This window comes from Pseudomonas sp. G2-4, from assembly GCF_030064125.1.
GTDB lineage: Bacteria > Pseudomonadota > Gammaproteobacteria > Pseudomonadales > Pseudomonadaceae > Aquipseudomonas.
The window spans coordinates 345,802-358,944 of sequence record NZ_CP125957.1 but is presented as its reverse complement, the minus strand read 5'-3'; the positions used below and the strand labels follow the sequence as shown (position 1 = coordinate 358,944).

The 13,143-nt window shown below is 61.6% G+C and carries 10 protein-coding genes; 1 reads left to right on the top strand and 9 read right to left on the bottom strand.

The features are described from left to right. The first annotated feature begins 381 nt into the window (after positions 1 to 381). A complete protein-coding gene (locus QNH97_RS01620; protein ID WP_283555301.1) occupies positions 382 to 720 on the top strand; it encodes a DUF6124 family protein in 339 nt (112 codons plus the stop codon). Positions 721 to 900: 180 nt separating this feature from the next. Here QNH97_RS01620 and mdoH read toward each other — a convergent pair whose 3' ends face one another. The 9 genes from mdoH to hutH form a co-directional block, all read right to left on the bottom strand. Then, positions 901 to 3,471: a glucans biosynthesis glucosyltransferase MdoH gene (gene mdoH / locus QNH97_RS01615; RefSeq protein WP_283555300.1), complete on the bottom strand. Its 2,571-nt coding sequence runs from the start codon at positions 3,469 to 3,471 to the stop codon at positions 901 to 903. Next, the gene (locus QNH97_RS01610) at positions 3,464 to 5,209 is read right to left on the bottom strand and encodes a glucan biosynthesis protein G (RefSeq protein ID WP_283555299.1); all 1,746 of its coding nucleotides are present in this window, start codon (positions 5,207 to 5,209) and stop codon (positions 3,464 to 3,466) included. The genes mdoH and QNH97_RS01610 overlap by 8 nt, the downstream gene beginning before the upstream one ends. Before the next feature lie 350 nt (positions 5,210 to 5,559). Further along, entirely contained in the window at positions 5,560 to 5,997 is a 438-nt protein-coding gene (dtd, locus tag QNH97_RS01605; protein WP_283555298.1) for a D-aminoacyl-tRNA deacylase, read from the bottom strand. Continuing rightward, entirely contained in the window at positions 5,994 to 6,965 is a 972-nt protein-coding gene (pip, locus tag QNH97_RS01600) for a prolyl aminopeptidase (RefSeq protein WP_003196909.1), read from the bottom strand. Before pip ends, dtd begins: the two co-directional genes overlap by 4 nt. Positions 6,966 to 7,070: 105 nt before the next feature. Next, positions 7,071 to 7,982, bottom strand: coding sequence for an alpha/beta hydrolase (locus QNH97_RS01595; protein WP_283555297.1), 912 nt, complete (start codon positions 7,980 to 7,982; stop codon positions 7,071 to 7,073). 164 nt (positions 7,983 to 8,146) lie between these two features. Continuing rightward, positions 8,147 to 9,094 (bottom strand): choline ABC transporter substrate-binding protein, encoded by a 948-nt coding sequence (locus QNH97_RS01590; RefSeq protein WP_283555296.1) that lies wholly within the window; start codon positions 9,092 to 9,094, stop codon positions 8,147 to 8,149. Between the two features lie 259 nt (positions 9,095 to 9,353). Further along, entirely contained in the window at positions 9,354 to 10,157 is an 804-nt protein-coding gene (gene hutG / locus QNH97_RS01585) for an N-formylglutamate deformylase (RefSeq protein WP_283555295.1), read from the bottom strand. A gap of 11 nt (positions 10,158 to 10,168) precedes the next feature. Next, the gene (gene hutI, locus QNH97_RS01580) at positions 10,169 to 11,371 is read right to left on the bottom strand and encodes an imidazolonepropionase (RefSeq protein WP_283555294.1); all 1,203 of its coding nucleotides are present in this window, start codon (positions 11,369 to 11,371) and stop codon (positions 10,169 to 10,171) included. Positions 11,372 to 11,500: 129 nt separating this feature from the next. Then, positions 11,501 to 13,033 (bottom strand): histidine ammonia-lyase, encoded by a 1,533-nt coding sequence (hutH, locus tag QNH97_RS01575; protein ID WP_283555293.1) that lies wholly within the window; start codon positions 13,031 to 13,033, stop codon positions 11,501 to 11,503. Between the last annotated feature and the right edge of the window lie 110 nt (positions 13,034 to 13,143).

The window sequence follows — 13,143 nt, the reverse complement described above, 5'->3', positions numbered from 1 at the left end:
TTTCGCGCTTTTCGAAAGTGACCCGCTGTAAGAGCGGAACCATAAGTAGCCATTACCTAAATAACGGATATACACACAAAAATCCGCCCTTCAGCACAGGGCTAACCACCTTGCACCATTGCCTACAACTACGCCAGAATCCGCCGGCTTGTACGCCTTGGCCCTGCGCTCTAATGTTTGCAGGTCGCTGTCAGTTCAGCGATCGGGTTTAGCAGCTCGGCACAATATCAAGGCACGCAGGTCCGCTTTATGGCGGCTGTGCGTGGGGCACTTCGGTGCACCGGGTTCCTTGATTCCTGGTCTGCTAACCCGCGCACAGCCGCCACCCCCTTTCGTTTAGCAGCGATGTCTGGCGGCTCCATCAATCAAGGAGCGTCAAGCATGTACAAGGTCACACCCAACCCACCAGAACCCGAAACCGACCCCAAGAAACTCCAAGAAGCCACCGACCGCGCACTCGACCTCTACCTGAAACCCAAACAGACCAAACCCGAAGACGAACGGCCGGGCCAACTCTTCACCGTCGTCGACGGCATCGACACCGAAAGCCTGCTGGCCAACCTCAGCGAAACCCTGGCCTCAGCCGATGCCATGGTCAACGACCTGGCATTCGACCTGGAAGGCTCACGACGCCATGTAGCCCTTGGCATCCAGCAACTGATCGAGCTGGGTGGATTGCTGGCAAATCGCGCACTGGACAAAGTCACCACACAACCCTGACCGCACTACACATGTGGCGAGGGAGCTTGCTCCCGCTGGGTGGCGCAGCCGCCCTCGCTTTTTGGCGTCCGCTGCGCGGCCGAGCGGAAGCAAGCTCCCTCGCCACAGGTCGTGTTCACATACTGAAACAACGCCCAACAAAAAGCCCCGCCTCCTTTCGGAAGCGGGGCTTTTTGAGCATCAGGCCAGTTGAGGCTGTGCGCTCAACGGCTGAAGCGGTAGCAGCGGTGCATGAGGATCGGCCTTGACCGACTCGCGCCACGCCGCCAACCACTCGGGATGAGCCTCGCTCCAGACCTGCTCATGCAGGCGGGACAGCGCCACCGGGTCGCTCAGCAGCGCCAGGCGCTCGCCGTTGTTCAACCCGGCCGGACCAACCTTCAGCGCATGACGAACACGCTCGACCCGCAGCCATTCAATCGGCTCGGCCTGGCCGTGACGCGAGGTGGCCAGGGCATACGCCAACGCGTTCTGTTGTGGATCGACCACTGCCCGGATGAAGCCGTCGTTCAACGCGTGCCAACGGTTTTCATGGGTGTACTGGTCCGTCGACACCAGTTCCTGTGGCGGTGCGTATTCCTCAGGGATCAGGAACAGGCTTTCATCACGGGACTTCAAGCCCAGGCCCACGCGGCTGGAAATCACCGACACCGGGATCGACAGCATCAACGAGCCGACGATCGGCACCAGCCACCACAGGAAGCTTGGGTTCAGCCAGATCACCAGCAGGGCCCAGGAGAAGCCCAGCAAGGTCTGCGGTCCGTGGCGCTTGACCGCTTCGCTCCAAGGTGTGGAGTCGTCGTCACGCTTCGGGGAGTTCCAGGTCGCAGCCCAGCCCAGGAATGCGGCGAGTACGAAACGGGTGTGGAAAATCATCCGCACCGGCGCCAGCAGCATGGAGAACAGCATCTCCAGCAGCATCGACAGCGTGACCTTGAACTTGCCGCCGAACTCCTTCGCGCCCTTGGCCCAGATCAACACGATGCTCAACAGCTTGGGCAGGAACAGCAGCACAATGGTGGTCGAGAACAGGGCGATGGCTTTTTCCGGATGCCATTGTGGCCACAACGGATAGAGCTGACGCGGCTCGAGGAAGTACTGCGGTTCCATCAGCGTATTCACCGCCAGCAGCGCAGTGGACAGCACCAGGAAGAAGAACCACAGGGGTGCCGACAGGTAGGACATCACGCCGGTCAGGAACACCGCGCGGTGCACCGGGTGCATGCCCTTGACCAGGAACAGCCGGAAGTTCATCAGGTTGCCGTGGCACCAGCGACGGTCACGCTTGAGTTCGTCCAGCAGGTTCGGTGGCAGTTCTTCATAGCTGCCCGGCAGGTCATAGGCAATCCACACACCCCAGCCGGCACGACGCATCAGCGCGGCTTCGACGAAATCGTGGGACAGGATGGCCCCGGCGAACGCGCCTTTACCGGGCAACGGCGCCAAGGCGCAGTGCTCGATGAATGGCTTCATGCGGATGATCGCGTTGTGGCCCCAGTAGTGGGATTCCCCCAACTGCCAGAAGTGCAGGCCGGCGGTGAACAACGGACCGTACACCCGGGTGGCGAACTGCTGCATGCGTGCATACAGCGTGTCCATGCCCGAAGCACGCGGTGCGGTCTGGATGATGCCAGCGTCCGGCGTGGCCTCCATCAGGCGCACCAGGCTGGTCAGGCACGTACCGCTCATCACGCTGTCGGCGTCGAGCACGACCATGTACTTGTATTCGCTGCCCCAACGACGGCAGAAGTCGTCGAGGTTGCCGCTCTTGCGCTTCACACGACGGCGCCGGCGGCGGTAGAAGATCTTGCCGAAGCCCCCGGCTTCACGGCAGACATCCAGCCAGGCCTGCTGCTCGGCCACGCAAATATCGGTTTCGTTACTGTCGCTGAGCACGAAGAAGTCGAAACGATCCAGGTCACCGGTGGCGGCCACCGACTCGAAAGTCGCGCGCAAACCGGCAAACACCCGCGGCACGTCTTCGTTACAAATCGGCATCACCAGGGCGGTACGAGCGTCCTTGGGGATCGGCTCGTTGCCTGCACTGGCACCAGAGATCCGGTATTTGTCGTGGCCGGTGAGCAATTCAAGAAAGCCCATCAACGCCGTCCAGAAACCCGCCGATACCCAGCAGAACAGGATCCCGAACAGAATCAGGATGCTGGTTTGCAGCGCATACGGCAGCACTTGCGTAGCGGTCTGCAGCAGCGGTTGGTGCAGGACCTCTTCCAGGTCCACGAACGACCAGCCCTGGTACGGCATGATGCCTTTCATGTACCAACCGGCGACGATGGTCTGGCCGAGCATCAATATCAGCAGGATGTAGCGGCGGGTCGACCCCACGGTACGCCACCGCGCATGCGGCAGCACACGCTCATCCTTGGGAGGCTTCGGCGGGTTGGTGCGTCCCGTCAATCGCCGCCAGCCGCGTACCAGGATATTGGTACGCCACGGCTCGGGCACGACCCTGGTCCGACGAATCGGCGGTGTCGCCTTCAGGCACACACGACCGCTGGCATCGACCGCCAGCATCTCGGCTTCCTGAAGCTCCTCAGCGGTGTTCAGGGTCAGGCGACGGCCCACCGAGGCTTGCGCCGCCTCGGTGGGTGCGTCGAAGGTCGAAGACGACAGGCGTTGGTGCAAGTCGCTGAAAGACGTGCAGCCGGCCAACTCGGCACGCTGCTCGTCGGTCATTGGCAAATGTGCCAGATACTCGCGAAGAGACTCTGGCTGTACGGGAGTATTACTCATCGGCAGGCAACTGATAGCTCCAGGTCTCGGTCAAGACTTGTTCAGTCTGTTCCGGTTCCTGCGGGGTTGGGGTCGCCTCAACAGCGGCGGACGCCGCCTTGACGGCCTTGGCTTCTTTTTCCTTCTCGGTTCCTGGCTCGTTCGCTTTCTCTTTCTCGTTCTGCTGCTTGGCGATCTTGTCGGCCTTGGCCAGGGTGGTCACCGAGTGCGACGCGCCAGGCTCTTCAACCGGAACAAGCGGCCGGACCAGGGCGGCGCGCATTTCGGTCGCCTTGCTCGGGTCTTTGATCTTCATCCGCAACGTCAGGCGCCAGCCCTTGGTTTCAGGGTTGTAGCGCACACTGTTCTCGACGACCTCGGCGTTATCGCCGACGCTCACCTGGCTGCGAACATCAGCGTTTTCCGGCAAGGCTTGCAGGGAAGGGCCTTCGAAATCCACCAGATAAGCCACGCTGCCGTCCGGTTGACGGATCAGGTTGGATTGCTTCACGTCACCGGTGGAACGCAGGGTCTGCTTGACCCAGGCGCTGTCCGGCGAATGCAGGTTGGCTTCGTCGAGGGTCCAGTGCAGGCGGTAGGCGAAGTCCAGCGGCTGGCCTGGCTCCGGCAGTTTTTCCGGGCTCCAGAACGCTACGATGTTGTCGTTGGTTTCGTCGGCGGTCGGAATTTCCACCAGATCGACAGAGCCCTTGCCCCAATCGCCTTTCGGTTCGATCCAGGCGCTTGGACGTTTTTCGTAACGGTCGTCCAGGTCTTCGTAGTGACTGAAGTCACGACCACGTTGCAGCAGGCCGAAACCACGCGGGTTTTCTACCGAGAAGTTGCTCACGGCCAGGTGTTTTGGGTTGTTCAGGGGACGCCAGATCCACTCGCCGTTGCCGGCATGGATCGACAGGCCACTGGAGTCGTGCAGTTCGCGACGGTAGTTCAGCACTTTGGACGGCTGGTTGGCGCCGAACAGGAACATGCTGGTCAGCGGGGCAACGCCCAGCTTGGTCACTCGATCACGCAGGAACATGCGCGATTTCACGTCCACGATGGTGTCGGTGCCCGGGCGCACGGTGAAGCGATAGGCGCCGGTAGCCCGTGGCGAATCCAGCAGGGCGAAGATCACCAGGTGCTTGTCGGTCGGTTTCGGGCGTTGGATCCAGAACTCGCGAAAACGCGGGAATTCCTCACCAGATGGCAAGGCGGTGTCGATGGCCATGCCACGGGCGGACAAGCCGTAAGTCTGACCCTTGCCAATGACGCGGAAGTAGCTTGCGCCCAGCATGGTCATGATTTCGTCTTGCTTGTCGGCCTTGTTGATCGGGTACAACACACGAAAGCCCGCATAGCCCAGCTGCTCAGTGGCCTTGGGATCGAACTTCACGTCACCGAAATCGAAGCGCGACGGGTCGTATTTGATCTCATCGACGGTGGTCGCGGTGATTTCGTTGATTTTCACCGGAGTGTCGAAATGCATGCCCTGGTGATAGAAGGACAGCCTGAACGGTGTCTTCTGGTCGGCCCATTCGGCTTTTTCGGTACGGAAACGAATTTTTTGATAGTCAGCGAATTTCATTTCGCGGAATTCGTTCGGCAGATTGCTGCGCGGGGCTTCGAATTTTTGCCCGGCCAGTTCTTGAGCCTTCGCCGATACATCATCCAGGCTGAATGCCCACAGTTGGCCCGCGCCGAACAGGCACAACAGGGCCGAGCCCGCTACCAGAGCGTTTCTAAACCGTTTGGCAGACATTTTTTTCGCATTACAGGGACTAACAATCACGAGCAACCCTCGCCGAAAACAGATCAAAAAACCAACGGCCAGATAAAGTTTCTGCAAGGTATCGGCATTGAAAAACCGACCTTGCGGACCACCCTTGCCAAGTTGGCGAGCATTGTTCCGACTCCGAGGGGACAAAATGATTCCCCAAACGGACCAGGACAAGTCTCTACCTAAGTCAAATGGACCAGCGAACGCTGATCCCCCGTAGCGCGCGATTATCTAGTAGGCCGCGTGACAACGCATCAGGGATAGCAAAGTATTTATCGAGAAAACCCCCCGTTTAGCCTCGAAACAGGGCCGAAAAGATGTTTCAAACACTTTCAGACCTGTAACAGGAAGGTTACCGGGCCGTCGTTGACCAAGTGCACCTGCATGTCGGCGCCGAATCTACCTGATGCCACAGTGCCATGCACCTGTTTCGCTTGGCTAACCATATAGTCGAACAACTCTTCTCCCAACACCGGAGGCGCAGCCGTCGAAAAGCTCGGGCGCAAACCGCTTTTGGTGTCGGCCGCCAGGGTGAACTGTGAAACCAGCAGCAACCCACCACCGACGTCCGCCAAGGACAGGTTCATCTTGCCATCGGCATCGCTGAACACCCGATAGTTAAGCAGCTTATGCAGGAGTTTGTCAGCGCTGGCCCGGGTATCCCCGGGCTCGACAGCCACCAGCACCAGCAAGCCCTGGTCCACCGCACCGACGATCTCTCCTGCAACTTCGACCCGGGCGCCACGAACTCGTTGCAACAAACCCTTCATGCTTCTTCGGGTGGCAAATCGAGCAGGCGCCGGGCCATTTGCGCAGCGGCACGTACCAGCGCATCGGTGATACCCGGCTCGGAAGCCGCGTGACCGGCGTCGCGGATCACCTGCAATTCGCTGTTGGGCCAGTTCTGATGCAGCTCCCAGGCGTTGTCCAGCGGGCAGATCACGTCGTAGCGGCCGTGCACGATGACACCCGGCAAATGGGCGATCTTGCCCATGTCGCGAATCAACTGGTTCGGTTCGAGGAAGGCGTTGTTGGTGAAGTAGTGGCACTCGATCCGGGCAATCGACAGCGCGCGCTGCGGCTCGGAGAAGCGATCGACCACCAACGGGTTCGGACGCAGGGTAGCAGTGCGCCCCTCCCAGGTGGACCAGGCCTTGGCCGCGTGCATCTGGGCGATCTGGTCGTTACCGGTCAAGCGCTTGTGGAAGGCGCTCAGCAGGTCGTCGCGTTCGTCCAGGGGAATGGGGGCGATGTAATCCTGCCAGTAATCGGGGAACAGGCGACTGGCGCCAGCCTGATAGAACCACTCGATTTCCTGCGGACGGCAGAGAAAGATCCCACGCAGAATCAGGCCGTGTACCCGCTCCGGATGGGTCTGGGCGTAGGCCAGGGCCAGGGTCGAGCCCCAGGAACCGCCAAACAGCACCCATTTTTCGATGCCCAGGTGCTTACGGATGCGCTCCAGGTCTTCGACCAGATCCCAGGTGGTGTTGTTTTCCAGGCTGGCATGGGGGGTGGAACGACCGCAGCCGCGCTGATCGAAGGTAACGATGCGATAGAGGTTCGGATCGAAGTAGCGACGGCTCTGCGCATCGCAACCCGCTCCCGGGCCGCCGTGAATGAACACCACCGGCAGGCCTTCGGGGGAACCACTTTCATCGACATAGAGCGTGTGGGTGTCATCGACAGCCAGATCGTGCCGGGCATGGGGTTTGATCTGCGGGTACAAAGTCTGCATTGAGCGCTCCGTAAGGGGTCGAGTCATCCCTGTAGGGACTTCTATTTGGTCTGCCGTCCGGCATCATAAACCCGAATTACCTTAATGAGCATGCCCCCTGAGCACTCAAAGCATGTCAGCCAGGTACGCCAACAGTGTGCGATACATCTGATCGACCTCTGGCACCTGGCCCCGGCCACGCAAACAGCCGTGAACCAGCCCTCCCCCGATATACAGCACAGCGTCCACGCCGGTGGCGTTCAGCCGCGCGCTGTAGAGGACACCGTCGTCACGTAGCGGGTCCCATTGCGCCACGATGATCAGCGCTGGGGGCAAGCCGCTCAGGTCACCGGCGAGCAGCGGCATGGCATAGGGCGACGGAAGAGCGCCGCCCAGGTAAAGCCTGTGATAGTCGTCCAGGTCATGGCTGCTCAGGAGCGGCGCGTCGGCGCATTCGCGGCGCGACGGCAGATCCGCCGGTCCACCGAGCGCGGGATAAATCAGCACCTGGGCCCGGGGCAACGATTGCCCGGCATCGCGCAAGGCCAGGCATAACGCAGCGGCGAGGTTGCCCCCCGCGCTGTCGCCGACCACCAACCGGCGGTGAGGGTCGATAACAAAAGGCGCGGCCGCCAGATGAAGCCACACCGCCAAGCAATCGTCGAAGCCCGCCGGAAACGGATGCTCCGGGGCCAGCCGGTAATCCACCGCCACTACCAGCGCGCCGAGGGCGGCAGCCAGTTCCCTGCAGATGAAGTCATGGGAGTCCAGGTCTCCTACCACCCAGCCGCCTCCATGCAGGTAAAGAATGCACGGCCAGCCTTCGCTGGGTGGTTCAATCCGAGGGTGATAAGCCCGCACGGCCACGCCAGCCAGCTCGAGATCCTCGACAGCCAACGCCTCGGGGCACGGGGGGGTGAACGCCCGGCACATTTGGCGGTAGGCCTGGCGTAAGCCGGCGAGGCTGTTGTCCGGGCTGTTGAAGCTCAGGGTTTTGTCGATGAAGGCGGACATTGCCTGGGAGATTGGGTAGGTCATCGTGGTTTGCCGTATATCGCCAAGATGTGGCTCGGAGGCTTTTGTGGCGAGGGAGCTTGCTCCCGCTTGAGTGCGCAGCGCTCACAAGATTCTCGGGGCGGCTTCGCCACCCAGCGGGAGCAAGCTCCCTCGCCACAGGGGTTATCAGTGCCCAGAAAATTGCCTCAGTTCTTGAGACTGGCCTGCACCGCCGCCACGCCATCCTTGCCGTCAAAACTGCTCACGCCGGCCAGCCAACGCTGAAGATCCTCGGGGTGATCACGCAGCCATTGCCGGGCGACGTCCTGGGGCGTCTTGCGCTCCATGATCGGCACCATCAGCTGACTTTCCTGGGCAGCGGTGAAGGTCAGGTTCTCCAGCAACCGGCTCACGTTCGGGCAACGCTGGGCATAATCCGGCGCGGTCACGATGGAGACGGTCGCGGCCCCTTCGTTCGGACCGTAGACGTCTTCGCTGCCAGTCAGGTAGCTGATGTTCATGTTGATGTTCATCGGGTGCGGCGTCCAGCCGACGAACACCACGAACTCTTTGCGATTGACCGCTCGCTGTACCGCCGCCAGCATGCCCGCCTCACCGGATTCGATCAGTTTGAAATCCTTGAGGCCGAAGTGATTGGTTTCGATCATGGTCTTGATGGTGGTGTTGGCGCCACTGCCCGGTTCGATGCCGTAGATCTTGCCGCCCAGTTGATCCTTGAACCGGGCGATGTCGGCAAAGGTCTTGAGCCCTGCCGCCGCCACGTAGTCGGGTACTGCCAGGGTGGCCTGGGCGTCGGCCAGGCTCGGTTTGTCCAGCACCTTCACTTGGTTGGCGGCCAGGAACGGGGCGATGTTCTTGTCCATCGCCGGTTTCCAGTAGCCCAGGAAGATGTCGAGGCGCTTGTCGCGGATGCCGGCGAAGATGATCTGCTGCACGGCGCTGGTCTGCTTGCTGTCGTAGCCCAGGCCCGTGAGCAGCACATCGGCCATGCCGCTGGTGGCGACCACGTCGGTCCAGTTGACCACCCCCATGCGCACGGTCTGGCAGGACGCCGGCTCAGCGGCCATCGCCCCGCTGTTCAATATGACGGTACCGCAGAGGATCGACAGACAGCGTTTGAACAGTCTTTTCATCGGGAGGATCTCGTGCGGCAGCGGATTATTGTGGGCCGGTATCTTTGTGCACCGTGCCCGAGACATTACGCAGCGCCGAGGGGGTAGAAGTGACCTGTGGCGACTCGGTTTTGCACGGTGGCGACAGGTTGAGTGCGATGATGGCTTTTGTGGCGAGGGAGCTTGCTCCCGCAGGGCTGCGCAGCGGCCCCAAAATTTTGCGAGCGCTACGCACTCGAGCGGGAGCAAGCTCCCTCGCCACAGAAGTACCGTGCTGTGTTTATTTCTTGTAGGCCTGCCGCCCCCACGCCAACAAGCCTTCCAGCAATTGCTTGAGCACCACCTGGGTCGGCTCCGCCAGGTCAGCGCGATAGTTGAACGGCTCGAACTCTTCCATGTAGGTGCTCTGGCACAGCTCCAGCTGCACCGCGTGGATGTCTTCGGCCGGGTTGCCGTAGTGCCGGGTGATGTGTCCGCCCTTGAAGCGCCCGTTGAGCACATGGGTGTACTCGCCATGACGGGCGCAAATGGCTTCGAGCTGGCTGGCCAGCGTTGAATCGCAACTGGCGCCGTTGAAGGTGCCGAGGTTGAAGTCCGGCAGCTTGCCATCGAACAGGTGCGCGATTACCGAACGGATCGAGTGGGCATCGAACAGCAAGGCATAGCCGAACTCGGCCTTGAGCCGCGCCAGTTCCTGTTGCAGCGCTTGGTGATACGGCATCCAGACCTGCTGCAGATAAGTCGCCCGCTCCTCAGCCGACGGCTCCAGCCCTTGGCGAAACAACGGCACGCCATCGAACAGCGTCGCCGGGTACAAACCGGTAGTAGCGCCGACGTACATCGGCTTGTCGTCGGAAGGGCGGTTCAGGTCGATGACAAACCGTGAATATTCAGCGGCCAGGGTGCTGGCCCCCAGCTCAGCGGCGAACTCGTAGAGCCGGGGAATGTGCCAGTCGGTATCCGGCAGGCTTTGGGCCTCGGGGATCAGCCCGGCCTGTACCGCCGGGGTAAGGCGCAAGCCCGCGTGAGGCATGCTGATCAACAGCGGCACGCGCCCTTGCTTGAAATTCAGGACCTTCTCCACAACCGTTCTCCTCAATCGATTTCAACGCCGTGACGCACGACGCGTTTTTCCAGATCGCCACCGAGCCAGTACGCCAGATCGGCCGGTCGGTCGATGTGCCAGGCGACAAAATCCGCCACCTTGCCGACCTCCAGCGAACCGTGGGTTTGAGCCATGCCCAAGGCCTGGGCCGCATGAATCGTCGCCCCGGCCAAGGCTTCTTCAGGGGTCATTCGGAAACAGGTGCAAGCCATGTTCAGCATCAAGCGCAGCGAAAGTGCCGGCGAAGTCCCGGGATTGAGGTCGCTGGCCACGGCAATCTTCACGCCGTGCTTGCGCAGGGCGTCCATGGGCGGCAATTGGGTTTCCCGCAGGAAATAAAATGCCCCCGGCAATAACACGGCGACCGTACCGGATTCGGCCATGGCCTTGGCGTCGTCCTCGGTCATGAATTCCAGGTGATCGGCCGACAACGCCTGATAACGCGCCGCCAGGCTTGAGCCGTGCAGCGACGACAACTGTTCGGCATGCAGCTTCACTGGCAGCCCCAGTTGTTGTGCGCAGATAAACACCCGCTCGACCTGCGCTGGGGAAAACGCCAGGTATTCGCAAAAGGCATCCACCGCGTCCACCAGCCCTTCGGCCGCCAGGGCCGGGAGCATCTCGCTGCAGATGTGTTCGATGTAGTCATCGGCGCGGTCAGCGTATTCCGGCGGCAAGGCGTGGGCCGCCAGGCAGGTGCTGCGCACGCTGACGGGTAACTCGGCGCCGAGGCGGCGGATGACCCGCAGGATCTTGCGCTCGCTCGCCAGGTCGAGGCCGTAGCCGGACTTGATTTCCACCGTGGTCACGCCGTCGCGCATCAGGCTTTTCAGGCGTTTGGCGGCGCTGGCGAACAACTCGTCTTCACTGGCGGCCCGGGTGGCGCGCACGGTGCTGGCGATGCCACCCCCGGCGGCGGCGATTTCGGCGTAGCTGACGCCTTGCAGGCGCTGTTCGAATTCACCGCTGCGGTTGCCACCGAACACCGCGTGGGTGTGGCAGTCGATCAATCCCGGCGTGACCCAGGCGCCCTTGAGATCGTTGACCGCCGGGTAGTCACCGGTCGGCAGTTCGGCACGCGGGCCGACCCATTGAATGTGCTCGCCCTGGGTGACGATGGCGGCGTCTTCGATGATCGAGTAGACGCCCTGGGCCATGGTCGCGGCGTGGCAGTTTTGCCAGAGGGTTTTCATCCCGAGTCTCCTCGTTTCATTCAAAATCGATTCGCGAGCAAGCTCGCTCCCACAGGGGTTTGGTGTTGAACACCCATCTTGGGTACACCCGAAATCCTTGTGGGAGCGAGCTTGCTCGCGATGAGGCCCTTACAGGCTCGGCAGCAACTTCGCCGTCACCAGTTCATTCAGGCAACGGCTCGCCAACAACTCGCTCGCTGCATTGATGTCCGGCGCAAAGAAGCGGTCCTTCTCATAGAACGGTACGTCTGCACGCAAGAGGGCTCGGGCCTGTTCCAGTTTCGCGGAGGTCTTCAAACCGCCCCGCAGGTCCAACCCCTGGCAGGCCGCCAGCCATTCCACCGCCAGGATCCCGCGGGTGTTCTCGGCCATTTCCCACAGGCGCTTGCCGGCGGCCGGGGCCATGGAGACGTGGTCTTCCTGGTTGGCCGAGGTCGGCAGGCTGTCCACCGAATGAGGATGGGACAGCGCCTTGTTTTCGCTGGCCAGGGCGGCAGCGGTGACCTGGGCGATCATGAAGCCGGAATTCACTCCTCCATTGGCCACCAGGAACGGCGGCAGTTGCGACATGTGCTTGTCCATCATCAACGAAATCCGACGCTCGCTCAGGGAGCCGATTTCCGCAATCGCCAGGGCCATGTTGTCGGCCGCCATGGCCACCGGTTCGGCGTGGAAGTTGCCGCCGGAAATTACGTCACCTTCGGCGGCGAACACCAGTGGGTTATCCGACACTGCGTTGGCTTCGATCACCAGCACCTCGGCGGCCTGGCGGAACTGGGTCAGACAGGCGCCCATCACTTGCGGTTGGCAGCGCAGGGAGTACGGGTCCTGGACCTTGTCGCAGTTCTGGTGCGAATCAGAGACTTCGCTGCGCTCACCCAGCAAATCGCGGTAAGCGGCGGCGGCATCGATCTGGCCTTTCTGGCCGCGAGCGGCATGGATGCGCGCGTCGAACGGCGAGCGCGAGCCGAGCACCGCTTCCACCGTCAGGCTACCCAGGGACAGGGCCGCAGCGAACAGATCCTCACCTTCGAACAGGCCACGCAGGGCAAACGCGGTAGACACCTGGGTGCCATTGAGCAGCGCCAGGCCTTCTTTCGCCGCCAGGGTCAGCGGCGCCAGGCCGGCCACTTTCAGTGCCTCGACAGCCGGCAGCCATTCGCCTTTGTAGCGCGCCTTGCCTTCGCCCAGCAGCACCAGGGACATATGGGCCAGCGGGGCCAAATCGCCGGAAGCACCGACCGAACCTTTAAGCGGAATATGCGGATAGACCTCGGCATTGATCAGCGCAATCAGCGCATCGATCACCTGCCGACGGATGCCGGAAAAACCCCGGCTCAGGCTGTTGACCTTGAGCACCATGACCAGCCGGACCAGCGCATCGCTGATCGGCTCGCCCACACCGGCGGCATGGGACAGCACCAGGGAACGCTGCAGGTTTTCCAGGTCTTCGCTGGCGATGCGGGTCGAGGCCAGCAAACCGAAACCGGTGTTGATGCCGTAGGCGGTGCGGTTCTCGGCGAGGATCTGTTCCACACAGGCCACGCTGGCTTCGATCTGCGCCGAGGCGCTGGCGTCGAGACTCAAGGTCACCGGTTGCTGATAGATCTCACGCAGTTGAGCCAGGCTCAGTTGGCCGGGGATCAAGTTCAAAGCTGTCATTTCATGCTCCTTTTGAGAGTGTTTTTATTCACCCGCCAATCGCTCCGGAATGTTCCGTTATCCGTCACCGTCGCTTTTTGGGCGATGCTTTATGGGCAGTCGGTGCCTTG

Excerpts from the sequence above, each read along its gene's own strand:
- hutH (WP_283555293.1), bottom strand. The coding sequence starts at position 13,033 with ATGACAGCTTTGAACTTGATCCCCGGCCAACTGAGCCTGGCTCAACTG.
- dtd (WP_283555298.1), bottom strand. The coding sequence starts at position 5,997 with ATGAAGGGTTTGTTGCAACGAGTTCGTGGCGCCCGGGTCGAAGTTGCA.
- QNH97_RS01620 (WP_283555301.1), top strand. The coding sequence starts at position 382 with ATGTACAAGGTCACACCCAACCCACCAGAACCCGAAACCGACCCCAAG.
- QNH97_RS01590 (WP_283555296.1), bottom strand. The coding sequence starts at position 9,094 with ATGAAAAGACTGTTCAAACGCTGTCTGTCGATCCTCTGCGGTACCGTC.
- mdoH (WP_283555300.1), bottom strand. The coding sequence starts at position 3,471 with ATGAGTAATACTCCCGTACAGCCAGAGTCTCTTCGCGAGTATCTGGCA.
- hutI (WP_283555294.1), bottom strand. The coding sequence starts at position 11,371 with ATGAAAACCCTCTGGCAAAACTGCCACGCCGCGACCATGGCCCAGGGC.
- pip (WP_003196909.1), bottom strand. The coding sequence starts at position 6,965 with ATGCAGACTTTGTACCCGCAGATCAAACCCCATGCCCGGCACGATCTG.
- QNH97_RS01610 (WP_283555299.1), bottom strand. The coding sequence starts at position 5,209 with ATGTCTGCCAAACGGTTTAGAAACGCTCTGGTAGCGGGCTCGGCCCTG.
- QNH97_RS01595 (WP_283555297.1), bottom strand. The coding sequence starts at position 7,982 with ATGACCTACCCAATCTCCCAGGCAATGTCCGCCTTCATCGACAAAACC.